Origin of the sequence: Moorena sp. SIO3B2, from assembly GCF_010692525.1 — a bacterium.
Taxonomy (GTDB): Bacteria; Cyanobacteriota; Cyanobacteriia; order Cyanobacteriales; family Coleofasciculaceae; genus Moorena; species Moorena producens.
The window spans coordinates 1-24,561 of the sequence record NZ_JAAHHE010000016.1; the positions used below are offsets into that span (position 1 = coordinate 1).

The 24,561-nt window shown below is 43.9% G+C and carries 17 protein-coding genes, 1 other RNA gene and 1 pseudogene; 13 read left to right on the plus strand and 6 right to left on the minus strand.

The genetic code is table 11. The annotated features are described in order from the left end of the window. Positions 1 to 261: 261 nt before the first annotated feature. Positions 262 to 1,239, plus strand: a complete 978-nt coding sequence (locus tag F6K38_RS05485; protein WP_287356238.1) for a class II glutamine amidotransferase — start codon at positions 262 to 264, stop codon at positions 1,237 to 1,239. A 257-nt stretch (positions 1,240 to 1,496) separates the two neighbouring features. Next, positions 1,497 to 1,940, plus strand: a complete 444-nt coding sequence (locus F6K38_RS05490; RefSeq protein ID WP_287356240.1) for a DoxX family protein — start codon at positions 1,497 to 1,499, stop codon at positions 1,938 to 1,940. A 250-nt stretch (positions 1,941 to 2,190) separates the two neighbouring features. Here F6K38_RS05490 and F6K38_RS05495 read toward each other — a convergent pair whose 3' ends face one another. Together F6K38_RS05495 and topA are read right to left on the minus strand one after the other, a co-directional pair. After that, positions 2,191 to 3,699 carry a tetratricopeptide repeat protein gene (locus F6K38_RS05495; protein ID WP_287356242.1) on the minus strand — a complete coding sequence of 503 codons (1,509 nt, stop codon included), beginning with the start codon at positions 3,697 to 3,699 and terminating at the stop codon, positions 2,191 to 2,193. Between the two features lie 92 nt (positions 3,700 to 3,791). Further along, positions 3,792 to 6,470 carry a type I DNA topoisomerase gene (gene topA / locus F6K38_RS05500; protein ID WP_008189836.1) on the minus strand — a complete coding sequence of 893 codons (2,679 nt, stop codon included), beginning with the start codon at positions 6,468 to 6,470 and terminating at the stop codon, positions 3,792 to 3,794. A gap of 701 nt (positions 6,471 to 7,171) precedes the next feature. Here topA and F6K38_RS05505 point away from each other — a divergent pair. Beyond that, positions 7,172 to 8,737, plus strand: a complete 1,566-nt coding sequence (locus tag F6K38_RS05505; RefSeq protein WP_287356243.1) for an NAD(P)H-quinone oxidoreductase subunit N — start codon at positions 7,172 to 7,174, stop codon at positions 8,735 to 8,737. Positions 8,738 to 9,026: 289 nt separating this feature from the next. Here F6K38_RS05505 and F6K38_RS05510 read toward each other — a convergent pair whose 3' ends face one another. Beyond that, the gene (locus tag F6K38_RS05510) at positions 9,027 to 10,124 is read right to left on the minus strand and encodes a sulfotransferase family protein (RefSeq protein WP_287356245.1); all 1,098 of its coding nucleotides are present in this window, start codon (positions 10,122 to 10,124) and stop codon (positions 9,027 to 9,029) included. 1,343 nt (positions 10,125 to 11,467) lie between these two features. Next, the gene (locus tag F6K38_RS05515; RefSeq protein WP_009149431.1) at positions 11,468 to 12,340 is read right to left on the minus strand and encodes a DUF4351 domain-containing protein; all 873 of its coding nucleotides are present in this window, start codon (positions 12,338 to 12,340) and stop codon (positions 11,468 to 11,470) included. Positions 12,341 to 12,523: 183 nt separating this feature from the next. Between F6K38_RS05515 and F6K38_RS05520 the strand changes: the two genes are divergently transcribed. The 4 genes from F6K38_RS05520 (at position 12,524) to F6K38_RS05535 (ending at position 15,746) form a co-directional block, all read left to right on the plus strand. Next, on the plus strand, positions 12,524 to 12,712 hold the full coding sequence (locus F6K38_RS05520) for a DUF4089 domain-containing protein (RefSeq protein ID WP_009149434.1): 189 nt from the start codon (positions 12,524 to 12,526) through the stop codon (positions 12,710 to 12,712). An 84-nt stretch (positions 12,713 to 12,796) separates the two neighbouring features. Next, positions 12,797 to 14,191, plus strand: coding sequence for an AtzE family amidohydrolase (locus F6K38_RS05525; protein WP_009149438.1), 1,395 nt, complete (start codon positions 12,797 to 12,799; stop codon positions 14,189 to 14,191). A gap of 132 nt (positions 14,192 to 14,323) precedes the next feature. After that, complete coding sequence (locus F6K38_RS05530) at positions 14,324 to 15,502, plus strand: M20 family metallopeptidase (protein WP_009149442.1); 1,179 nt, start codon at positions 14,324 to 14,326, stop codon at positions 15,500 to 15,502. Positions 15,503 to 15,560: 58 nt separating this feature from the next. Then, a complete protein-coding gene (locus F6K38_RS05535) occupies positions 15,561 to 15,746 on the plus strand; it encodes a hypothetical protein (protein ID WP_287262847.1) in 186 nt (61 codons plus the stop codon). Here the strand turns inward: F6K38_RS05535 and mgtE are convergent. Beyond that, on the minus strand, positions 15,724 to 17,115 hold the full coding sequence (gene mgtE / locus F6K38_RS05540; RefSeq protein WP_044492795.1) for a magnesium transporter: 1,392 nt from the start codon (positions 17,113 to 17,115) through the stop codon (positions 15,724 to 15,726). The genes F6K38_RS05535 and mgtE overlap by 23 nt on opposite strands. A 753-nt stretch (positions 17,116 to 17,868) precedes the next feature. Here mgtE and F6K38_RS05545 point away from each other — a divergent pair. The 6 genes and pseudogenes from F6K38_RS05545 to F6K38_RS05570 all read left to right on the plus strand — a co-directional run bounded on the left by F6K38_RS05545 (position 17,869) and on the right by F6K38_RS05570 (position 22,794). After that, positions 17,869 to 19,149 (plus strand): annotated as a pseudogene (locus F6K38_RS05545) (RNA-guided endonuclease InsQ/TnpB family protein). Positions 19,150 to 19,217: 68 nt separating this feature from the next. Then, a complete protein-coding gene (locus F6K38_RS05550) occupies positions 19,218 to 19,805 on the plus strand; it encodes a Panacea domain-containing protein (protein ID WP_287247558.1) in 588 nt (195 codons plus the stop codon). Next, entirely contained in the window at positions 19,777 to 20,169 is a 393-nt protein-coding gene (locus F6K38_RS05555; RefSeq protein ID WP_044492303.1) for a hypothetical protein, read from the plus strand. The genes F6K38_RS05550 and F6K38_RS05555 overlap by 29 nt, the downstream gene beginning before the upstream one ends. A 147-nt stretch (positions 20,170 to 20,316) precedes the next feature. Next, positions 20,317 to 20,759: RNase P RNA component class A (gene rnpB / locus F6K38_RS05560), an RNA gene on the plus strand. A gap of 89 nt (positions 20,760 to 20,848) precedes the next feature. After that, positions 20,849 to 21,562, plus strand: coding sequence for a ribonuclease III (gene rnc, locus F6K38_RS05565; protein ID WP_008179978.1), 714 nt, complete (start codon positions 20,849 to 20,851; stop codon positions 21,560 to 21,562). Next, positions 21,559 to 22,794, plus strand: coding sequence for a Gfo/Idh/MocA family protein (locus F6K38_RS05570; protein ID WP_287262845.1), 1,236 nt, complete (start codon positions 21,559 to 21,561; stop codon positions 22,792 to 22,794). The genes rnc and F6K38_RS05570 overlap by 4 nt, the downstream gene beginning before the upstream one ends. A gap of 39 nt (positions 22,795 to 22,833) precedes the next feature. Here F6K38_RS05570 and F6K38_RS05575 read toward each other — a convergent pair whose 3' ends face one another. Continuing rightward, positions 22,834 to 23,859, minus strand: a complete 1,026-nt coding sequence (locus F6K38_RS05575) for a tyrosine-type recombinase/integrase (protein ID WP_008179974.1) — start codon at positions 23,857 to 23,859, stop codon at positions 22,834 to 22,836. Positions 23,860 to 24,561: the final 702 nt, after the last annotated feature.

A 24,561-nucleotide genomic window follows, 5' to 3' on the forward strand; every position in this document is an offset into this window, starting at 1 on the left:
TGATAGCTGATAGCTGATAGCTGATAGCTGATAGCTGATAGCTGATAGCTGATAGCTGATAGCTGATAGCTGATAGCTGATAGCTGATAGCTGATAGCTGATAGCTGATAGCTGATAGCTGATAGCTTACCTACTCACTGTCCATCATAGGATTCATCACAATGGTGCGAGATATCACTACAACATTGCTCACCACCAAGTGTCACCTATAAGATATACTTTCCCTGAACTCTACAAATAATGACATCAAGGATAGTATCTATGTGCAGAGTACTGGGCTATATTGGAGAACCTTTAGCAATTTCCAAGTTAATCCTCGAACCTGATAATTCTTTGGTTAATCAAAGTTACGATTCAGATTACCATCATATGGTACAGTTAGCAGGGTTTGGACTTGCTACTTGGAAAAAAGACACTCTCAGCGCCAATTATCCTTTCATCTATAAAGGAACTAAACCACCTTTTTATGACAGAAATTTACAGTCTTTGTGTGAGAGTCATGAGACTAATTTACTTTTATCCCACATCCGAGCAGCATACTACACTTATGAAGCGGTTGTCCATGAGCATAATTGCCACCCGTTTATTTTTCCAGGATTCCGTTTAGCTTTAGCACACAATGGCTGGATATACGGGTTTCAAGAGATTCGCTTCCCTTTATTAAATAAGTGCAGACCAGAAATTATCCAGAATCTAGAGGGAAGTACCGATACTGAGGTAATCTATGCTCTAATTATGTCACAGGTCGATGATCCGACCAAGGATTTGTCTGTTGATGAAATTCTAGATGCTATCAACAAGACAGTTAAAATTATTCTTGATGTTCAAACTGAGTACAATTGTGAAGGAATCAGTGTTCTAAAATTGTTCCTGGCAGATAGTAATGATTTATTAGTTGCCAATCTCGGGATTGGCTATAACCGACAGCTAGATGTACCAGGTGACTGGCAAAAATTAACAAATGAAGAATTACAAGAGCTGAAAAGCGATAGAGAAAAAGATGCATTGTACCTCCTCAAGAGTCCTGTTTGGTCATTGAAGGGCAAAAATTTTGGAGATTATGATGGTTTTAAGATGCAATCTGCAGCAGATGAAGATGTACGCTCTGTTATTATTTCTTCCGAACCACTGACTGAAGATGTGACTGGTTGGTCAATGGTTCCTTTTCAACATATTTGTTTTTTCGATAACAATAATGGTAATCCAAAAGTTGAGACGAAACCATTTCCCTTCAACTAATTTTTATCCAGTCGCTGATTTCTAACTGGTAATCGAGTAGCTAGGTTGGGTTTAAGTGTTAGACCCAACCATCAATGCTATTGCAGTTATTAATTGGGTGAGGTACTTACTTCTGGGTTGCGCGGGAGTAGGGAGTAGGGAGGAGGGCAGTCATAAAATATGGTTATTTGTGGACTATACGGCGGTTGAACTATAACATCCTTGATTCCATTTCCTATAATAGAGCGTTATAGCGCTGATCAAAAAACCTGGAAATTATGAAAAAATACATTCCACTCCTAGGGCGGATATGCCTTTGTGCTATTTTTCTTAAAGCTGGTATCGATAAACTATTTAACCCAACCTATACTCAACAATTGATGGAATCCAAAGGGGTTCCCGGTATACTGATTATCCCCACCATCCTTATACTGTTGGGGGGTGGATTATCCGTATTACTAGGCTATAAAGCTCGTTGGGGAGCATTAGCGCTAATTGGATTTTTAATTCCCACCACCTTGATTTTTCACACAGATTTCTCTAATCAAATGCAAGAAATTCAATTTCTGAAAAATCTAGGACTAATCGGTGGATTATTGATGGTAGCAACCTTTGGACCAGGACCAGTTAGCTTTGATAACCGCAGTCTCTGGGATCGAATCCAGTTCGTCTTGCCATTAAAGTATGACTGGCGGAGAATCTTAGGTCGATTTCGGTTTTAGGGAGTCGGGAGTCGGGAGTCGGGAGTCGGGAGTCGGGAGTCGGGAGTCGGGAGTCGGGAATCGGGAAAGGGAGGGAAGTGTGGGAAGTTTGGGGAGATGGGTAGATGGGGAGTCAGATGAGGGAATTCATCAAGACCATGAGAAAAAAAGTATTTAAAGATACCAAATTAATCCAAAACTACCTATTCCCTGTTCCCTGTTCCCTGTTCCCTCTTAAAAACTGGCAATTAGCAATCACCAATTACCATTTTCACCATTCCCTCAACTGTGTTACTAGCTTCTTAACCTTAGAACTGTTGAGGAATTGCAGAAATTCCTGGGTCAGCTGCTGCTCCTTTTGCCTAAACTCAAGAATACGGTCTTGCTGAATAGGAGTTCTTTCTGCTATCGGAATAGTAATCAGTTGATTGAGTTGTTCCCTCAGGGAAAGCTGCTCCTGCAAAATCGCCTCATACCCTGCTTTGATTTGCTCCTCTTCAGGTAAGTATGGTATTTTTTCGTGAACCCTAGTTTGAGTCTTGTCTTGATTAGACAAATCGTCTTTTTGCTCTGGCACTGGGAAGAAATTTAGCACCAGTTGCGCCGACTGCACCCGTTTTTGTTGCTGCAGCAACTCAGATAAACTCAGGTAGGCATTATCCAAGTTGAGTTTATAGGACTGCTTTTGCTCCTGAGACAATTTCTCTTGAGACAGTTTAGTTACATCTTGCCCCAGGGACTGATATACATTGACTGCTTGCTTATGAAAAATAATGGCGAGTTCTGGCTGGTTTTGTGCCGCCAGGACAGCACCAATAGTCCTAAAGGTAAATGCTTCCCCAGCTAATGAACCCACTTCCCGATGAATCACTAGGGCTTGTTGGTGAGACTCTAATGCTTGTTGGTACTTTCCTAGGCGATGGTAAGCGATACCTAAATTATTCAGAAGCATTCCCTCTGAAATGCGATCGCTTACTTCTTTGGCAATAGTCAAGGCTTGCTGATAGGACAACTGTTCCTGTTCGTGCTTGCCTAGACGGTGGTAAACTAACCCTAGGCTATTGAGCAGTGTTCCTTCGTCTGCCTGTGACACTAGAGAATTGTTTTCCGATTTATCCAGTATTTCTCGATAGATATCGAGAGCTTGCTGGTAGGAATCCAGGGACTGGTGGTCTTGACCCAGCTTATAGTATATATTCCCCAAATTATGGAGAGTCCTGCCTTCGTAGCCACGATTGCTCACTTCTCGGTAGATGGCTAAGGCTTGTTGATAGAATTCTAGGGACTTTTGATCGTCCCCTAGGTTGGAATACGTTAACCCCAGATTATTAAGAGTACTCCCTTCCCCGGTGCGATCGCCTAATTCTCGATCAATTGCTAAGGATTGCTCAAAGAACGACCTGGCTAATTGATATTGACCAAGTTCATCATGAACCCACCCAATAAAATATAGCGCTACTCCTTCTTGATAGCGATCGCCAATGTTTCGTTTAAGTTCTAGGTACTTCTGGAAGCTCTCTAAAGCCTCTTGTAATTGACCTGTACTTAACTGTTGGCGACCTTTAACATAGAGCTGCTGGGGTGGAGTGACTTGGTCTTGGCTAGTTTGGTCAAGACTAGTTTGGTCAAGACTAGTTTGGTCAAGACTAGTTTGGTCTTGGCTAGTTTGGTCTTGAGCCAGAATAGGCGAAAGGGGGAATGTCAGAGAAATGAGTAAAGAGGCAGTGGTCAGCAGGAAGGATGAAGGAACATGAATAAAGGATAAGAGTTTTTGCTTCAATTCAAACTTCCTAGTTTCCACTTGACAATGGTGTTGTCACACCTTATTATATATATCCTGAGTTTAATCAGTTGGTCAGCAAGTACAATTACTTATTCACTCTCTAACTGAGCCTCTTGGTTATCATCTTTTGTTTTCTTAGTAGTCTTCTTGGTGGATTTCCCAGAGGTTTTATTTTTGGTGGAAGTCTTTGATTTACTGGACTTGCTACCAGATTTACCCGATGACGCCTTAGCTGCTATGAGTTCCAAGGCGGTTTCTAAGGTTAACTCCTCCATTGATGTTCCCTCTGGCAGAGAGGCATTAACTTTGCCATGGTTCACATATATGCCATAGGGACCCTGATAGATATTGACTGGCTCGCTATCTTTAGGATGAACCCCTAGTTCCCGTAAGGGTTTTTTAGTCTTGCTGCGAGAACCGCCCCTTGTCCTCTTAGGTTGTGCCAGCAGCTCTAATGCACGGTCTAGGGTAATTGTCAAGACGTTATCCTCAGCTTTTAGGGAGCGGTAATCTTTGCCCTCCTTCCCTTGGTCATGGACAACATAAGGACCAAAGCGTCCGATTGCGGTTTTGACCGGTTTGCCTGTTTCCGGATGAGGACCGAGAAGGCGGGGGAGTGCTAGGAGACCCACTGCCATTTCTAGGTGTACATCTTCCTTATTTACCCCCTTAGGCAAAGAGACACGTTTGGGTTTTTTCTTCTTATCCTCTGTTGCGTCACCTAGCTGTAGATAGGGACCATAATTTCCATTGAGGATATAAATTGCTTCACCCGTTTCTGGGTGTATTCCCAATTTCTCTGGCCCCTCCATTTTCTGCTGAATCAGTACCTGAACCTGCTCAATGTTTAGTTCAGCTGGGGTGAGGTCTTGGGGAATCGAAGCAGTAAGTACACCATTGCCATTGTTCACCTCGACATAGGGACCAAATTTGCCGATCCGGACTCTAGCATCGAGGTCTTCGAGTTCAACAGTACGGGCAACAATGGGGTCAATCTCATTAATCCGTTCCTTGACTTGGTTATCGAGACCCTTTTCTCCCAAATAAAAGTTCTGCAGGTAAGGAAGCCATGGCGCTGCTCCATTGGCAATGTCATCTAAGGTGCGCTCCATTTTGGCCGTGAAGCTCGTGTCCACCAAGTCGGGAAAGTTTTGTTCGAGCAAATTAGTAACTGCAAACGCCGTAAACGTTGGAGCAAGGGCATTTTTCAGTTTCTGAGCATAGCCTCGGTCAATGATAGTACCAATAATACTAGCGTAGGTACTGGGACGACCAATCCCCTCTTGTTCCAAGGTTTTGACCAAGGTCGCTTCCGTGTAACGGGCTGGGGGTTGGGTTTCGTGACCGATAGCTTCTAGTTCTCTACAGTTAGGATGATCTCCCACTTTCAAAGCTGGCAGAATCACTTCCTGGTTTTCTAGAGCAGCGTTGGGGTCATCAGACCCTTCCACATAAGCCCTTAGATAACCTGGGAAGTCAATGCGCTTACCGGTAGCCCGAAATCCGGCATTTTCCACTTGCAAATCAACCACAATTTGAGTTTGTCGAGCATCCGCCATTTGACAAGCAACGGTACGCTTCCAAATCAGGTCATAGACTTTAAATTCGCGATCGCTTAATCCCGTTTCTTGAGAAGTTTTGAATGTACTCCCTGCTGGACGAATGGCTTCGTGAGCTTCTTGAGCTCCTTTGCTCTTAGTGGTATACTTTCTCGGTTTGGGGCTAAGGTACTCTACCCCGTATTTTTGTTCAACGCAGCTACGGGCTGCTGTGATCGCTTGTTCAGACAAATGTACTGAGTCTGTACGCATATAGGTAATGAAACCCTTTTCATACAGACTCTGGGCAGTCCGCATCGTATCACGAGCCGATAGTCCCAGTTTCCGGTTGGCCTCCTGTTGCAGGGTCGAGGTAGTAAAGGGGGGTGAGGGTTTCCGAGTAACAGGTCGTTCTTGTAAATTAGTAACCGTCCAGACTTTATCATACAGGTTGTCTTTGAGTGCTTTAGCCTCCACTTCACTCAACAATTTGACCTGCCTACCTTCGATAATGTCACCTGTATTGGCATCGAAATCACTACCGGTAGCAATTTTCACCATGTCCAGGGTTACTAGCTTAGCATCAAAGGAACTTCCTGCTTCTAGAATCCCTTTCAAATCCCAATAGGTGCCCTTGCGGAAGGCACGGCGTCGGCGTTCTCGATTCACCAACAGCCGCACTGCTACAGACTGTACCCGACCAGCTGATAAGCCCCAAGCCACTTTTTTCCACAGCAGCGGTGAGAGGGTGTAGCCCACGAGTCGGTCAAGAATCCGCCTTGTTTCCTGAGCTCTTACCACCTGATCATCGATCTCACGGCAGTTTTGTAGGGCATTTTGAATAGCATCCTTAGTGATTTCGTGAAATACCATCCGCTTAGTTGGCACTTTCGGATTTAAGATTTGTAACAAATGCCAACTAATACTCTCCCCTTCTCGGTCTTCATCCGTAGCCAAAATCAGTTCATCAGAATCCTTCAGAGCTGCTTTGAGCTGTTGGACAACCTGTTTCTTGTCTTTAGGCACCAGGTAAAGCGGTTCAAAGTCAGCTTCCACATTTACCCCAAACTTAGCCCACTTTTCCCCCTTGTATTTTTCGGGGATTTCACTAGCTGATTGAGGTAAATCACGGACATGACCCATGGAGGCTTCGACCTGGTAACCAGGAGGTAAGTAGTTCCGAATGGTGCGAGCTTTAGTAGGAGATTCGACAATTACAAGGGTTGTCATCGGAGTTTCAACAATAGCGGCGGTGTTGAATAGTCTAATTTAAATACTATTTCTCAAAGGTCGAGGGAGTAAGCCAGTATACTTGCTCCCTACTGAGTGTGGGTATGGTTTTCCAGCATAGTTTTCCAGCATAGTTTTCCAACATTAAGTAGAACCCCCTGATGGCAGTATAAGCTTGCCTCTTAATTTCTACAGTACGCTACTTGTGTTGCAGGCTAACACGAACAAGGAGCAACTGTGTGGGAAAGGAAGTCAGGCAACTCGACCATAGGTACGGGGATTTGAGGGCTACTTATACTTATATATATATATGCGCTTCAGCAGTACTCCCTACTTTTTCGGATTGTGCCAGAAATAATCTTTACCTAGAGGTAAACCACGAATAGCTCATGTAGTATTCGCCATCCAATAGAGCACCGTTAACACCGTAAGTACACCCCTATCCCAATTCCTCTCACTGCTGCTCAAAGATTTGTAAACAATTCGTTCGTTGCCTTCAAAGGTAACATTGATCCGGTGTACGACATAGCTAGTCTCACCTTACCGTGGCACAGAGGGCAGTGAAAGGGCATAAATACGGAATTGTACTTTGTCCAATCTCCAAGGCATACAAGCCATTTTCCCAACTAGCTACAATCACCGATATGATAAGAAAGTTAATCTGGATACTCAAATAACCATAGATCATATCATTAAAGCCTATGGATTTTGCCAATCTTGCCGCCCAGTTGAATGCTGGGGTAATTTTGCCAGAGGGAATTGTAGTTATTACCCTCTTGCTAGTGTTAATCATTGACCTGATTGCTGGGAAAAAGTCGGCTCAAACTATTTCCTATGTAGCCATTGGGGGTCTACTTGCTGCCATAGTTGCCCTGTATTTCCAATGGGATGCTGCAAATCCCATTGCCTTCTTTGGGGAATTTAATGGTGACACCCTGAGTGTGGCATTTCGTGGCATCATTGCCCTATCGACTGTGTCAACGATTTTGATGTCAATTCGTTATGTGCAGCAGTCGGGTACATCCTTGGCAGAATTTATTGGCATTTTGCTCACGGCTACTTTAGGAGGGATGTTCCTGTCCGGGGCGACGGAGCTGGTTACGATTTTTATATCCCTCGAAACCCTCAGTATTTCCTCCTACCTGATGACGGGTTACATGAAGCGTGACCCCCGTTCCAATGAGGCCGCTTTGAAATATTTGCTGATTGGAGCAGCCAGTTCAGCCGTATTTTTGTATGGTGTCTCCCTATTATATGGGTTGTCTGGGGGACAAACGCAGTTGAGTGCGATCGCACAAGGAGTTGCTGAGCTACAATCCGGTCAATCCCTAGGTCTTCTGATTGCCTTGGTGTTTGCGATCGCTGGTATTGCTTTTAAAATCTCAGCAGTTCCTTTCCACCAATGGACTCCTGATGTTTACGAAGGTTCTCCCACGCCAGTGGTAGCGTTTCTCTCAGTTGGTTCTAAAGCCGCTGGCTTTGCTCTAGCGATTCGTCTACTGATCACTGCTTTCCCATTGTTAAGCGATCAGTGGCATTTTGTGTTCACTGCTTTGACTATTCTAAGTATGATTTTGGGTAACGTAGTTGCCCTAACTCAATCCAGCATGAAACGGATGCTAGCCTATTCCTCTATTGGTCAGGCTGGGTTTGTGATGATTGGTCTAATTGCTGGAACCCAAGCCGGTTACGCTAGCATGATTTTCTACATGCTGGTTTACTTGTTTATGAACTTAGGGGCTTTCGCTTGTGTCATTCTGTTTACCCTACGCACTGGTACTGACCAAATTAGTGAGTATGCTGGTCTTTATCACAAGGACCCACTGCTGACTTTGGTTTTAAGTGTTTGTTTGCTGTCTTTAGGTGGGATTCCACCCTTTGCTGGATTCTTTGGTAAAATCTATTTATTCTGGGCTGGTTGGCAAGCAGGATTGTATACTTTAGTCTTACTAGGTTTGCTAACTAGTGTGGTTTCGATTTACTACTACATCCGTGTGGTCAAGATGATGGTAGTGAAGGAACCTCAAGAGATGTCGGATGTGGTCAAGAATTATCCCGAAATTCGCTGGAGTTTACCCGGTATGCGTCCGTTACAGGTCGGTTTAGTGATGTCGTTAATTGCGACCTCTCTGGCAGGCATTTTGTCCAATCCGCTGTTTTCTTTGGCCAATGATTCTGTTGTTAATACCCCCATACTGCAACAGGCCGTGATTAGTGCTGAGCTGCCTCAAGGGCATCAGGTTTCATTCATGAGTGTTGATAATTGAGGCCCTCAGAGCAATAGACCAGAAGCGCCCCTTCCTGTAGGATAGGGCGCACCTAAGATTTTAGCTTAAGTAGAAAAGCCTGAACCCTAGTGGTAATTCAAAATTCAAAATTAAAACTTCAAAATAAAGAAAATCAGAAATTTTGAATTAATTAATTCTGGGTACAAGCCCCCACTGATTGTCATTTTGAATTAATAATTTTTAATTTTGAATTGGAGCGCGTTAAGCAGCGTGACCTGCATGTCAAGCGACTTGACTTCACGGTCAGGCTTTTCTACTCATTGGAACCTCATTGGATCGAGTTTTGGGATAAATTTCTGGTCATGGATAATTGCAATGTCTTGAGAGTTACTAAAGCTTCACGGATTTTCCCTATCACTGGTTGAAGATTAGCTTTAGACAGTCTCCAATAGATGTACTGAGAATAATCTGCGTAGAACTTGAGTAACCTGTCAAATTGCCACGTTTTAGGAATACAGTCATAGCCTAGATGGAGCATGGTTTTATAATTCAGAATCTCTAAGACTGCTAGTTCTGAATCGCTAAGTTCGTGTTTCCAAGCCTCAATGCGATCGCTACTAACGGGTTTAAAGGTCTTGGCGTGCCATCCTAGCTCACGGGTCGGTACCAAGTTTTTTTGAGCATTTTTTTGGTTAAACTCCAGCATTGATTGGCTAAAGGATACCCCGAGCCAATTACAAATTCCCTGGAGTTCTTCTTCTGGATTTGTCACTAAGTCTTCGTAGAAGAGGATATGGAACCGCTCGTCATTTTGATAGTGTTTAATGACCTGGAATAAGTTTTGCCATTGTTGGGTTGTCGCTACTACATTGGCGATACAGGCTCCCTTCCAAGTCTTGGCAAATTTTTTCTCATTTCGTTTTAGGGAAGCATAGATGGCTCTGAGGTCTCGGATAATTAGAATTAATCTGGCATTAGGGAAATACTTGAGAATGGTCTTAATATTATAGATGTTCCAAGGATTTTTATCTCCCCAACAACCTGCTTGACCATCAAACTGCTGTATATAGGTTTGATAAACTGTGGCGACTGCTGTTGAATAATTCAGTGGTTTCTGAGCTGTCAAATTTTCTCGCAACTGCTGTCGGTCAATGTTCCACTCCCGAAACCTTGGATCACCGTAGATATCTGTCAAGAAGTTATCGATTTGATTGCTTAAGTCTTTCGATGAACCGTATTTTGGCTCCAGATTAACAAAAAACCGACTTTCAGGAGGAATACAAAAATGAGGATGAGCGGTCAGCATTAACCGCAAAAGCGTTGTTCCAGAACGTCCCATCCCAAAAATAAAAAGTGGCTGATTTTGTTGAGACAAAGATTCCATAATGTGTCGATGACGGTAGAGTTTATTTTTGAACTTGAGCAATATAGCACCTTGACTTGTCTCAGCTTGCTTAGCTGATCTGTCCTATCACGTTAATTTGAACACTTATACTAGGCTTGATTAGCTTGAGTTAATTGAAAATTGTTAATTGGCAATTTTCAATTTTTATTTTCAATTAATGAACACCCAATACTGATAAGTAGTCAACCGAACTCACTATCAGCTTTTGACTATCTAATTCCCACTCTAATAGATAGCCCTAGTATAGTAACTGTGGGTCAAAAAGGGATTACAGCAGCTGATTTAGTATAGAGTATGCACCAGGACTGCAGGATTTTTAGTTTATTTGCCAAACCTTTAGGATTTCTCTGTGTCGTTGAATCTTTTTAAAATGCTACCCTGTCTTGATGCAATAGCGAGTGGTTTTGGCGCTGCGTGGGTCACCTGCGTCCGCACCTTGAAAGCCCCATGGGAACCCCCAAGAGCGCGCTCCATCACGCTTTTATTGAAATTATTCAGAATTGCTGAAAGCACGGAATTCAAAACCATGATTTATCCAGGGATAGCCAACTCGTCTTCCTGTGCGATTTCAGAACTATCAAGAAACTATAACTTATGACTTAGGAATTCATCAGTCGGAACTGATCAGGTAATTAACCAGCCTGGAATCACAATTCTGAAGTCGTTTGACAGCCTAATTGCTCCCTGATGATGACGAGATACACCAAATCTTTTTTCCTCTTAACAGTATATTTACTAATTTTTTACATTGTCAAGCCAAAGTCTGATAGATCAGCCTTAAGACGTAAATTTTGGGAAAATCACCTCAAAATTCCTGAAAAGTTTATAAAAATAATATATAATTAATTGGTTTAATTAATATTATTTAAATATAGAAAAATTCATCTACATAACTTAAATATTATAACCCTCAAATAACTTAATTCAATAGCAAGGCAAAAGGCTGAGTGGTGAGTGCGTCAGTAGGTCTGTAGGTCAGTGGGAAAATGACTAAATTCATTCATATTTATGATGACTAATGACGATAGCATGACTCAAATAGGTGAGGNTATCAGCTATCAGCTATCAGCTATCAGCTATCAGCTATCAGCTATCAGCTATCAGCTATCAGCTATCAGCTATCAGCTATCAGCTATCAGCTATCAGCTATCAGCTATCAGCTATCAGCTATCAGCTTTTGAATAAAAGAGGTAAGCAAAAGTTTAATCTCAGTTCCTTGGCCTTTCGGCCAAGGAATTCATTGTATTTGGCTTTGAGTCCGTTGAACTCCTAAGCCGGATAGCTTGTTTTAAGCTGACCGCACCTCAAGTAGCGTGAGCTTTTAGCTCACGGCTGACCGCTGACGGCTGAATGCTTACATCTGATTAGCCTTTCAGTCCCTCTAACCAACTGGATAAATCCGACCCATCGGAAAAATCGAACAATGCCTCACTCAGTTGATCTAAATCAGCAGCAGATAAGTTGTTGATGACTGATTCTAGAGTAGGCTCGATTGTTCCAACCTGGCGTTTCAACTGACGCATAATTAGCTCCAGTTTTCCTTGCTGTAAGCCTTGCTGTAAGCCTTGCTGTAAGCCTTGCTGTAGACTTTGTTGGACTTTCTCTTCTCCCCAAGGTAATAAATGTCCAGAGCTATCCCACCACCGTAACCAATAGTTGGTGATTTCTGATTTTTTACCGTACCATACTCCCAGAAACAAACCCATAGATTCAATCCAGTAGCGTCCATTAGCATCGGGTTGTTGAAGGGTATAGCTTCCTGAATTAAGCGATCGCATTTCCAAACTTCCGGACCCTGGGTCAAAAATCACATAAATTGGTACTTGTAGGATTTGCTCGTAAAAGTACCATTTGCCATAGGGGTAACGGGGGTTCATGGAATATTCTCCTTGTTCCTTTTCGGATAAGAATTCCATAACCACTGCTGGTACCTCTCCTTCGGTGTGAGGGGTATAGCTACGGCGAATCACCCCTGGTAACACAGGAAACACAGAAGGTACATAAAACCAGTCCGGTGCTTTGACTACTGTTTTACCGTCCACATTGGCACAGAGTCCAAAGTTGGACGCAATCAGCATTGAGTTAGTGATAAATCCGGCTAATTCCAGAATCTCTCGCAGGATAGCCGCTAATAAGGGATGATAGAGATTTTCCACTGGGTCATCGGGTAATTGAAATTCGTCGGGGAGTTTTTCCCATCGGATAATGGGTTCGGCTTTCGTTTGAGTCATAGCCATATCGGGTGTCTTTATATCTTTAAGGTAACGAAAAACTTAACTTTGTTTGTTTGAATAGAGTTTTGAAGAGACTGCCGAGTTTTGAGGGTTTAGTTTTGAGTAATAACGACAGATTTTAAAATTTTATTATATTTATAGATTACAATTAATGTTAACTACTAAATTATTAAACACTAACTACTAATGACAAAGAAAACACTTGAAACCGCTACCTATGTCGAAGCAATGGCGCAACTCCTTGATTTAGACCTTAAGCCCCAACACCGTCCTGGTGTTATCAAAAACTTCGCTAAAATTTATGCGATCGCATCTTTAGTGACAGAATTTACCTTACCTGATGATATCGAAGCTGCTCCGGTATTTGAACCTTAGGATGCTGATTTTTTTTCTAGTAAATTAGAAAGCTTATTGGTTTATAACCGTTACTAAATCATCATAATAATAGTTTAAATTGGGATGCTAACCGTGAAACAAATTGATGATGCTATTGGAATTGCCACTGGGATTCGAGAAGGTCAAGTCACCGCAAAAACAGTTATTACTAACTGTCTCGAAAAAATCACTGTCCGTAACCAATCCCTTAACTGTTTCACAACGGTTACCACTGACCAAGCCTTATCCGATGCTGAAGAGATTGATCATGCTATTGCTAAAGGGAACAATCCCGGTCCATTGGCAGGAGTTCCTTTTGCAGTTAAAAACTTATATGATATTGCTGGCTTAATAACATTAGCTGGGTCAAAAATTAATGCTGAAAATCCTCCTGTTTCCCGTGATGCTACTGCTGTAACTAAACTAAAACAAGCGGGTGCTATCCTAGTCGGAGCATTAAATATGGATGAGTATGCCTATGGCTTTGTAACGGAAAATAGCCATTACGGTGCAACTCATAACCCCCATGATCTCACTCGCATTGCTGGTGGTTCCTCTGGCGGCTCGGCAGCAGCAGTGGCAGCGGGATTAGTACCAATTACTCTTGGTTCTGATACCAATGGTTCAATCCGGGTACCAGCTGCGTTGTGTGGTACTTTTGGCTTAAAACCTACCTACGGACGATTGTCTCGCGCAGGGGTTTTCTTGTTTTCTGCTAGTTTGGATCATATCGGTCCGTTTGCTCGTTCTGTACGGGATATTGCTACTACTTTTGATATCCTTCAGGGAGCAGATCCCGCTGATCCAGTTTGTAGCAATCGTCTCCCAGAACTCTGTGTCCCCCACCTTAACGAAGGGATTGAAGGGTTACGGATTGGGGTTGCTGATGGGTATTTTGCTCAAGGGGCAGAACCAGAAGTCTTGGATGCTGTGGCTAAAGTGGCTAGTAGCTTGGATGTAACTGCCTCGGTTACTATCCCAGAAGCCAAGCGAGCCAGAGCAGCAGCTTATATTATTACAGCTAATGAAGGGTCAAACCTCCATTTGGACAATTTGCGTAAACGTCCCGATGATTTTGATCCAGCTACACGCGTACGCTTTTTAGCAGGTGCCCTAATTCCAGGCACTTGGTATATTCAAGCGCAACGGTTTCGACAATGGTTTCGCGATCGCATTCGGGAAGTCTTCCAAAATGTCGATATTATCCTCGCTCCCACTACCCCTTGTGTTGCTCCCCTACTGGGTCAAGAAAAAATGGTCATTGCTGGGGAAGAAGTGTTGGTTCGTCCAAACTTAGGATTATTTACTCAACCCTTATCCTTCATTGGCTTACCGGTCTTATCGGTACCAATTCACCGTCCTGGTCAAATGCCCTTAGGGGTACAAATTATTGCTGCACCCTACCATGAAGCCATGATTCTTAGAGTTGCTGCAGTGCTTGAGGAGCAAGGCATCGTTTCAGCAGCGGTTGTGTCTTAACAAATCGATGATTGAGACAATATTCTTTTACCGCAAATAGTTGTATAATAAAATATTAATTATTGCCACAATTCAAAAAGAAGTATAAAGAGTTAAGTATGAAACAATTTTATCTAGCATTTATCTAGCAGCATGCTCTCCCAGATTAAAGAGTTAGCCCAAGAACTTGCCCCGCGTCTGATCGAAATCCGCCGTCATCTCCACTCTCACCCAGAATTGAGTGGTCAAGAACACCAAACAGCCGCTTACGTAGCTGGGGTCCTATCCTCCTGTGGTCTTCATGTACAAGAAAGGATTGGCAAAACTGGTCTTATCGGTGAACTGATTGGTGGTACCGATGACCGATTAGTCGCACTGCGCACTGATATGGATGCTCTACCCATCACCGAACAAACTTGCCTCGATTTTGCCTCACATCAACCGGGAGTCATGCATGCCTGTGGTCATGATGTCCACACCACCGTAGGCTTAGGCACAGCTATGATTCTATCCCAACTCGGAGAAACTTTTCCTGGTAATACTCGCTTTCTGTTCCAACCAGCTGAGGAAATTGCTCAAGGTGCAAACTGGATTGTTAAAGATGGGGGCATGAAGGATGTCAGTGCTATCTTTGGTCTTCACGTTTTCCCATCAATTCCAGCAGGGTCTATTGGTATCCGCTATGGGGCATTAACAGCAGCAGCGGATGATTTAGAAATCGTAATTATGGGAGAATCCGGTCATGGAGCTCGCCCTCACCAAGCTATTGACGCGATTTGGATTGCTGCCCAGGTGATTACCACCCTCCAACAAGCTATTAGTCGCACCCAGAACCCATTACACCCGATGGTCTTGACAATTGGACAAATTAGTGGTGGGCGAGCTCCGAATATTATTGCTGACCAAGTCCGCCTAGTAGGAACAGTGCGATCGCTTCATCCCCAAACCTATGCTGGCCTACCCGATTGGATTGAAAAGATTGTGGCCAATGTCTGTAATGCTTATGGCGCTCGCTATCACATCAACTATCAGCGGGGAGTACCATCAGTACAAAATGACCTAGCCTTAACTCAGTTGTTGGAAGCAGCAGCTAAGGAAGCTTGGGGAAGCGATCGCGTTTCAATCATACCGGAAGCCTCTATGGGTGCAGAAGATTTCTCGGTTTATCTACAACACGCTCCTGGCAGCATGTTCCGCCTCGGGGTTGGATTCCAAAATAAACTAAACTACCCACTACACCATCCTCTATTTGCCGTGGATGAATCGGCCATTGTTACCGGTGTAGTTACTCTGGCTTATGCGATTTATAAGTACTGGCACCAGGACTGTTAATTATAAAGTTAATTTTACAGTTAATTTTAGCGATTTGCAACAATTTTAAGTACAGATTATGATTTTTTGTTCCCTGTTGCTTCTTTTATGTTCCTTTTTCCTTAATTCATACTCCCTACTCCCTACTCCCTACTCCCTACTCCCTATTCCCTATTCCCTATTCCCTACAATCCAAAATTTACCTCACCCAATTGATAACTGCTATGATATAGTATTTTATGCTAAAGCCCTAAGACTGATTTAGCAATATTGAAATAAATCAGCACACCCAAGACATCAACAACTGTTGTAATAAATGGTGCGGACATCAGAGCTGGGTCTAAGCCTAGGTGACGGAACAGAAACGGTAGGGCTGAACCGGCAACTGATGCTAAAAGTGCGATCGCAATCAGACTCACTCCCACCGAGAGGGCTACTGACAAATCTCCTTGTAACCAGTAAGCCCATCCCGTAGCCATCGTACCCAGAATTACTCCTAGTAATAACCCCGCCAGTGCCTCTCGCCCAATCACTTGACCGGGGCCTAAGTCACGAATTTCATCAGTATTCAAGCCGCGAATCACCACCGTAGAAGACTGAGCTCCCACATTCCCACCAGTGCCAGTGAGTAAAGGGATAAAAGCTGCTAGGGCAACAACCTGCTGCAAAATAGACTCTTGAGACTTTATGATCGTACCCGTAACCGTATTAGTGAGTAACAAGACAAATAACCAAACTACCCGTCGGCGGGCAACTGTGAATAAATTGGTTTGAAAATAATTATCCCCCTCCGATTGGACACCACCACCGACCGCGTACATATCTTCTGTTGCTTCCTGCTCCAAGATATCAATCACATCATCCACAGTGACAATACCCACTAGACGCTGCTCCCGGTCAACCACTGGTACAGCCAGGAAATCATAGCGTTGGATCATCCGTGCTACCTCTTCCTGGTCTGCATAGGTATAGACATATACCACATCACGAGTCATAATTTCACCCATGGTGGTCTCGGTGGCAGAAATCACCAAATCCCGCAGGGAAACAATCCCAGTCAAATGTCGAGAGTTATCAGTTATATAGAGGTAATATACGACTTCCGAGGCTTTGGCTAAGCTACGAATCTGCTCTAAGGTCTCGGTAACTGTCAAGTTTTCCTTAAGGGAAATATATTCAGGGGTCATGATTCGCCCTGCTGTTCCCTCCTCATACCCCAAGAGCAGGGCTGTGGCTCGGCGTTCTTTGGGACTTAACTGTGACTGCAAGCGTCGGACGACCTTAGCTGGTAACTCATCAAACAACCTGGCTCGATCATCTGGCGACATCTTGTCTACGATATCCAGTACCTCCTGATGTTTAAACTTCTCAATTAGAGACTGTTGGACACTGGAGTCAAGATTTTCATACACCTCAATGGCCTCAGATTTAGACAATAAGCGGAAGGCAATCACTTGCATTGCTTCCGGTAATCCTTCAATCGCTTCCGCAATGTCTACTGGTTGTACTGGTACCAGCACTTGCTTAGCACCCTGAAGATTACCTTGCTCCAGCAGTATCTGCAGCTGAGAACGCACCAGCTGTCGCAGTTCACTACGCGAGATTGTCTGGAGGGAAATTTGGTTTTCAGTCAATGCAAACCCTCCTGTTGAGTAGGTTCTACTTGTTTGTCACTGCTGACTCAAGTCTAGATGGTTTTGGACTTGCTCCAAGACTAATTGGTAATTGGTAATTGGTAATTGGTAATTAGTACTTGGTAATTAGTAATTGGTAATTGGTAATTGGTAATTGGTAATTGGTAATTAGTACTTGGTAATTAGTCGAAAATCAATAAATAAATGAAATTATATTAAGAAATGTAAAATACGAACCATCTTTACTGCTGATCAGGTTTGAGTTAACTTAACCAAAGTTAACACAGTTACTCAAAGGTTTGTTTCTTAATTGGTAGCTCACCCAACTATCCTTGATTGAATTCCGATATTCAGCCATGACACTACTTGAGCGATCTTTGTTAAAGAGTATTTTTAACGCAATAGTTATTTGAGAGTGATCCCATCACCCTAGATTTCCCTGTAGGTGATCCAGCCCGGGGGTAATTAATTTGTGAACAAAAATCGTGAAATTCTTTCCCTTCTTACCCCTCTCTCCCTCTTCTGGTGTTTCACCACTCAAATCGGATTGCTATCGATCAGCAGCTTAGTAGTATAATTGTACTATTGAATTAGTTTAGGTTATCAGGAATCAACGATGCTGAAAACCCCGCGTCCTTAGACCGGGGATGAAAGCGAGATAGCTCGCTTTTAGCCGTGAAAAAAATATTTGGAAAGTTCCTAAATTTTATGCTATGTATTGTATACTAAATTAGTAGCAATAGGTCGATACTAATGATAGTTTTAGAGTTCAAAGCATACGGCAAGCAGAGACAATATTCAGCCATAGATGAGGCGATTAGAACGGCTAAGTTTATTCGCAATAGCTGCATTCGCTATTGGATGGACAATAAAGGGGTCAATAAATACGATCTCAACAAATATTGCACTGTCCTAGCAAAACAGTTGACCTTTGCCAATGAGCTGAACTCTATGGCTCGTCAGGCAAGTGCTGAACGAGCCTGGTCATCAATCGTCCGCTTCTACGATAACTGTAAGAAAAAAGTACCCGGCAAGAAAGGGTTTCCACGATTCAAGAAACATTGTCGCTCAGTAGAGTATAAGACTTCAGGATGGAAGCTATGTCCTGATAAAAAGTCAATCATCTTTAGTGACTTGAAGGGAATCGGGAAACTCAAACTCAAGGGTACATGGGACTTGTGGCGCTTCGACAAGAAGCAGATCAAGAGAGTCAGGATAGTCCGTCGAGCTGATGGATACTATGTCCAATTCTGCGTTCAGGTTGACATTAATGAACCTGTTCCAGCTACAGGTAACACCATTGGCTTAGACGTTGGACTAAAGGATTTCTACACAGATTCTAACGGAGATGCTGAACCTAATCCCAGGTTCTACAGAAAAGGTGAAAAGCGCCTAAAATTATATCAACGTCAAGTTTCCCGGAAAAAGAAAGGCTCATCCAATCGCAAGAAAGCGATTAATAGGCTAGGTAAGACACACCTCAAAATAAGTAGGCAACGTCAAGAACATGCCAAGAGACTGGCACGTTGCGTAGTCCGGTCAAACGACCTGGTAGCCTATGAAGACTTGAGGGTTAAGAATATGGTAAAAAATCATTGTCTTGCTAAGTCTATTAATGATGCAGGTTGGTATCAATTCAGGAAATGGATAGAACACTTTGGCGCTAAGTTTGGCAAGATAACTGTTGCAGTCAACCCTGCCTACACAAGCCAAAACTGCTCCAATTGTGGTGAAACAGTCAAGAAATCTCTATCAACTAGAACCCACGTCTGTCAGTGTGGTTGCTCCCTAGACAGAGACCATAACGCTGCAATCAACATCCTTGAACAAGCCTTAGGTACGGTGGGGCACACCGGAACCTGGATCATAGATCCGTTCGCGCAGCGGAGGCCGTAGGCCACGCTACGCGAACGGGTCTCCCGAAACGCTTTGGGAGAATCGGCCTCTACTCTTTCTGGTTCCGGCCTGACTGAGCAAGCTGACTCGTTGAGCAAAGAATCCCCGCGTATGCGCGACCGGGGAGTGTCAAAATGATAAGCACAAGCAATTATTATAAATTGCTATCATTGAAGGTTATTTAAATTAGATTTGCGAGTCTAACTATGGTTGATTGTCTCAATGCGGCTCGCTATTTCATCGTAAAAGCTTACGATGATGGCATGGAAGCTGAAATGACCAACATGAAGCTTCAAAAGCTTCTGTACTATGCACAAAGTTTACATCTAGCCCTTTACGATCAGCCATTGTTTGATGAAGAAATTCAAGCATGGCGATACGGTCCTGTGTGCCCTAGTGCTTACAGGTTTTACAGTGAGTTTGAAGCTAAGCAATTACCTATCCCTAAAAAAGACTTCCTCTCAAATATCCCTGATGAGAAGATAGAGCTTCTAGAAGAAACTTGGGAATATTTTGGTGGCTATCATGCTTTTCGACTTAGTAATATGACCCACTGCGAGTTTCCTTGGCAAAAAGCTCGCAAAGGTTTACGATCTGACGCTAGCTCAACTGAGCCCATTATTCTTGAGGATATGAAAGCATTAGGTAAGCAGAAACTTGATGAAATAGAACGTGAGCACCCCGCATATGAATCGGTGATGTCAAAAGTTTTGGAGGACGCTTTTGCTTCATCATCTTCAAATCTTATTGGTAAAGGAGAAGTGAGTGACTGGATCAAATCCCTTCTCGATTGACACTGAAAACTCACAGAATTTTTATCGTTCTTTGAAAAAACTTGCCAAAGATCACAAAGTTCACAAAAATAGCTTTTTTTTGCTTGTCACGCAAGTCCTAGACAATTTAATAGAGAACCCATATCCTAGAAATTCCCGTCAAGAACCTTTCCCAAAAACGAGTAAGTTACCTGAAGGATGGACATTTCATAAGCTTGAGTTGAAGTTTGGCCAAGGCGCTTCTGGACAAATCAGATTGATGTATTTAGTTAATACAAGTAAATCAGTTATCAAACTTGTTTGGATTTACAGTCATAAACAGTTCACAAAACGCCCTGATGACAAAGATCTTAGGAGTGTAATCCAACAAATTCTAGAGGATTAGCTTTTGCGTTCGCGCAGCGGCTCCAACGTCCCATCGCATTTCCCTAGTTGCTGCTCCTGGGACAGATAATGCTCTGTGCCTCTAAATTGACTCTAACTCCAGCAGCTAACAACCAACTGCTAATCAAGTCTAAACTAGAGTAGAGAGAAAGTAGGCGCAGGTGGTTGCGGATTCGCATTTTTCTGCGAGTCTGAGGAAAGTCCGGGCTCCCGAAAGACCAAACTTGCTGGGTAACGCCCAGTGCGGGTGACCGTGAGGATAGTGCCACAGAAACATACCGCCGATGGGAAGGATAAAGGTAGAAGGCTCCAGGAAGAATAAATTCTTCCGGCCTTTTTCCTGATTCTTTCACAGGTAAGGGTGCAAAGGTGTGGTAAGAGCGCACCAGCAGCATCGAGAGGTGCTGGCTCGGTAAACCCCGGTTGGGAGCAAGGTCGAGAGGAACTACGGTTGGTCTTTTACCAGTTCCGGATATGGAGAACCGCATGAGGCGTCTGGTAACAGCCGTCCTAGATAGATAACCACCCTCTTTAGTAGCTTTTTCATTGTTGCTAGGGAGAACAGAACCCGGCTTATGTCCGACTTTCTCTCAATTTAGCTATTAGTCGTTAGTAATGAGTACTCCCAGCAGACTCTGGTTAGTCACAAAGGACTTTCCGACTCACGACAACAGACACCCATGACCATCAAAGATCCCCGTCGTCAGAAACAATTAGAGAAGTTAGTTCAAAAGTTAGGACTATCTAAAACTACAGCTGTGAATTGGTCGTTGCTAGATTTAGCACTGACTCATTGTAGTATCTCAGCAGAAGACAACTATGAGCAGTTGGAGTTTGTTGGTGATGCTGTAATACGTTTAGCTAGCTCAGAATGGCTATGGGAAAATTATCCCAACTCTTCCGTTGGTGAGTTTGCTGCCATTCGTTCCGTACTGGTAAGCGATCGCATTCTGTCTCAACTCGCTCGCAGCTATGGTCTAGAGCGTTATTTACTCGTTTCCAATAGTGCCGCTGGGGACAAAGTTGGCGAAACATCCCGCTTAGCTGATGCCTTTGAAGCAATATTGGGAGCATTATATTTAAGTACCCATACCCTAGAATTAGTCCGTCCTTGGCTAGACCCTCACTTACAAAAACTCACTACTGAAATTCGTCAAGACCCTGCCCGCCAAAACTACAAAGATGCTCTTCAGGAATGGACTCAAGCTCACTACAAACTGCTCCCAAAGTATCATCTGACCGAAAACCTACAAGTGCATGGGGCAAACAACCGCTTCACTGCCCAAGTCTGGCTACAAAATCGACAATTAGGTGAAGGTACAGGAAGATCGAAAAAAGCTGCGGAACAAGCAGCAGCCAAACAGGCATTTCTGGAATTGAGAGGCGAAAAATGAAACAAACCGGAGTAGCGATATTGGGAGCAGGTCGCTGGGGCAAACACTTGGTCAGGAATTTCTTGGCACACCCTGATGCTTGCTTAGTGGCAGTGGTTGATCCATACCCAGAAACCTTGGCAGCTATTAAAGATAAATATAACCTAGCTCCTGAGGTACGTTTGGCAACAGATTGGGAATCGATACGGGATCTCCCGACAATTGAGGCAGTAGTAATTGCTACTCCAGCAGTTACCCATTACACCATAATTAAGGATGCTCTAAACCAGGGGAAACACGTCCTAGCAGAAAAACCCTTAACCCTTGATGTGGCTGAGTGTCTAGAATTGTGCCACCTGGCTCAAGAAAACCAGCGACAGCTCATGGTTGACCATACCTATCTATTTCACCCAGCGGTCAAGCGTGCTCAAGAAGTTGTTCACTCGGGATGCTTAGGAGACTTACGCTATGGATACGCCGCCCGTACTAACTTAGGACCAGTACGTCAAGATGTAGATTCTCTCTGGGATTTAGCCATTCACGACATTGCTATTTTCAACCATTGCTTAGGACAGCTACCTGTTCAAGTCCAAGCTAATGGTAGGGTGTGGCTACAGTTTCAAAAAGAGTTTCAAGTTAGCCAGTTGCCGGTTGAAAAAGAGTTTCAAGTTAGCCAGTTGCCCGTTGAAAGTTCTGAAGATAACCAAGGCTGTAGTCAATCACTTACCCCTCAACAACCTGCTAACCTACCCTACGGGAACGCCAAAGGCGAACAACCTGCTAACCTTCAACCTGCTAACCTTCAACCTTCAACCCCTCAACCTTCAACTCCTCAAGGACTAGCTGACTTAGTTCAGCTCACACTTAGCTATCCCACTGGCTTTCAAGCATTTATTCATCTGTGCTGGCTCAATCCAGATAAACAACGGCGGCTTGGGATTGTAGGAACACAGGGAACCTTGATTTTTGATGAAATGGTTGCCCAAGCACCCCTAACTATCCAACATGGTTATTTTGAACAGAACGGGGAGTACTTTATCCCTGCTGGTCAACATCGTGAAGTTCTTGATCTCGAATCACTTGAACCACTTTATTCAGTATGCGATCGCTTTCTTAACAGTGTCCGCTTGTCCCAACCTTCATCAATATCTTCTGGCTGGGTTGGTGCTCAATTGGTACAGATTCTGAGTTGTTTAAGCCAATCCCTTCACCAAGGAGGAGTTCCAGTCACTGTTCCCCAGTTGCCAAAATAATTAGTTAGCTATTCATTTCCCCTCTAGATGATCACATGATCACGATAGGTTAATTCCCAGCTTCAATGCTGGATTATTTTCCCAGCGATCTGCGACATGGGCATAAATACAAGTTGTTCTGGGATCGGCATGTCCCAACAAATCTTGCACTTGCCGTAACTCAGCACCAGAACGCAGAGCTAAGGTACCTGCCGTATGTCTCAAGCTATGGGCTGATATAGTTCTTCCTGGTGTTTGCTTAAGGTTAGTTTGCTCTAAATAGCTATCTACAACTAGCCGAATCCCCCGCCGGGAAATCCGCTTGCCACCCGCCCTGTTTCCAACAGCTATAAATAAAGGACTGGATGGTTTGACCACTTCCCCATTTTCTGCCCTTGCTTCGAGATAAGCCATTAGCAAGTCAGCAAGATCTGGTGTTAATGGCACTATTCTAATATTACGCTTCCCTTCGACCCGAATTCCCAGATTACCCCCCTGCTTAACTACATCAGAGACATTTGCTCGATGTAACTCAATGCTACGGGGACCTTCCAATATCATGATTGCCAGCAGAAGTTTATCCCGCTTTGCCTTAAGGCTACCATCATTCACTATCGCTCCTAACAACTTCTCAACTTCAGGCTTTTCCAAATAGGTAATCCTTGCCGCCGGGTCCAGCTTTTCCCGTGGCGGTTTCACCCCAAGAGCTGGATTGATCGTAATCAGTCCTTTTTCCACAGCAGCTTGATAAAAACGCTTGACAACTGATAACTTTAGTGATACCGTTGCTGGCTTAAATTTTTTAGTTTCTACCATCCAGCGGCGGTAACGCTTAATGTCGTCTTTAGTAACTGCGGCTGGATGAAGATTTATGCGATCGCACCAGTTCACAAATTGCTGAACCTGGCGGCGGTAGGTATTAACAGTATCAGCCGCAGCATCTCCTGCTGCCACATCGATATCCAGGAAATCAGCAAAAGCCTCCAGTAGGTTTGCTGTAGTAATGGTCAGGTGGTCAGCTTGAGGGGTGATGTGGTTTGGGGTATGAGTATCCACGGTGCCATTAATGTGAAGTTGCTCGCGCATTTAGTACTATTATAGCCTATTTAATACTGATAAGCACTGTTACCGGAATTATTTAACCAATTAAATGGCAATTCATCAATCGCTTGTTAGTCGCGGTTGTGCAAAGAAATGCCCAAGATCACAAAAAGGACAACAAGCATGCTCGATCGCGCAGCGTGACCTACGGTAAATCATGCTTGTTGTCCGTGAAGGGTTGAAGGTTGAACGCGAAGGCGTGACCTTGTGGCCAAGGTTATCCAGTTGTTCGCCTTTGGCGCTCGGTTTAGGGTAGATTATCTGGTTGTTATTGCCCAGGTGTCCAGTGTGAAGTACCCCAACCTGCTTGACCTTTGGTCACGCGGGGCGCGTTCGCTGAGGTTGGGGCTTCCCACTCTCAGGTCAATTCAGGGACGGTCTTATTCGTCTTTTGGGTTTCCCGCGCGCGTCCCCGATGCCTCAACCAGAGGCGCGACCCTAGGCCGGGGAACCCGGCCTAGGAGGCACGCGCCTGCTAGAATTGGTCTTACTCAGCGTCAACAGGCAGACATCCGCCTTCCGCAGACGTATATTTTGGCGACAGACTTACCTTGGAATTACAGCACTATGGCCAACCAGCCGGGGCAAGTCTCTTCCCTGAGCTGGAGCTAGTACTTTTACACCTTGAAGGTAGCCTTTTAGTCTCTCAGGCGGGTCATCGACCAACTTTATTCTAACACGATTCGC

What these genes read in the sequence shown, in the direction of transcription:
- F6K38_RS05485 (WP_287356238.1), top strand. Translation starts at nt 262, where the DNA reads ATGTGCAGAGTACTGGGCTATATTGGAGAACCTTTAGCAATTTCCAAG.
- F6K38_RS05490 (WP_287356240.1), top strand. Translation starts at nt 1,497, where the DNA reads ATGAAAAAATACATTCCACTCCTAGGGCGGATATGCCTTTGTGCTATT.
- topA (WP_008189836.1), bottom strand. Translation starts at nt 6,470, where the DNA reads ATGACAACCCTTGTAATTGTCGAATCTCCTACTAAAGCTCGCACCATT.
- F6K38_RS05505 (WP_287356243.1), top strand. Translation starts at nt 7,172, where the DNA reads ATGGATTTTGCCAATCTTGCCGCCCAGTTGAATGCTGGGGTAATTTTG.
- F6K38_RS05515 (WP_009149431.1), bottom strand. Translation starts at nt 12,340, where the DNA reads ATGGCTATGACTCAAACGAAAGCCGAACCCATTATCCGATGGGAAAAA.
- F6K38_RS05520 (WP_009149434.1), top strand. Translation starts at nt 12,524, where the DNA reads ATGACAAAGAAAACACTTGAAACCGCTACCTATGTCGAAGCAATGGCG.
- F6K38_RS05525 (WP_009149438.1), top strand. Translation starts at nt 12,797, where the DNA reads ATGCTAACCGTGAAACAAATTGATGATGCTATTGGAATTGCCACTGGG.
- F6K38_RS05530 (WP_009149442.1), top strand. Translation starts at nt 14,324, where the DNA reads ATGCTCTCCCAGATTAAAGAGTTAGCCCAAGAACTTGCCCCGCGTCTG.
- F6K38_RS05535 (WP_287262847.1), top strand. Translation starts at nt 15,561, where the DNA reads ATGATTTTTTGTTCCCTGTTGCTTCTTTTATGTTCCTTTTTCCTTAAT.
- F6K38_RS05550 (WP_287247558.1), top strand. Translation starts at nt 19,218, where the DNA reads ATGGTTGATTGTCTCAATGCGGCTCGCTATTTCATCGTAAAAGCTTAC.
- rnc (WP_008179978.1), top strand. Translation starts at nt 20,849, where the DNA reads ATGACCATCAAAGATCCCCGTCGTCAGAAACAATTAGAGAAGTTAGTT.
- F6K38_RS05570 (WP_287262845.1), top strand. Translation starts at nt 21,559, where the DNA reads ATGAAACAAACCGGAGTAGCGATATTGGGAGCAGGTCGCTGGGGCAAA.
- F6K38_RS05575 (WP_008179974.1), bottom strand. Translation starts at nt 23,859, where the DNA reads ATGCGCGAGCAACTTCACATTAATGGCACCGTGGATACTCATACCCCA.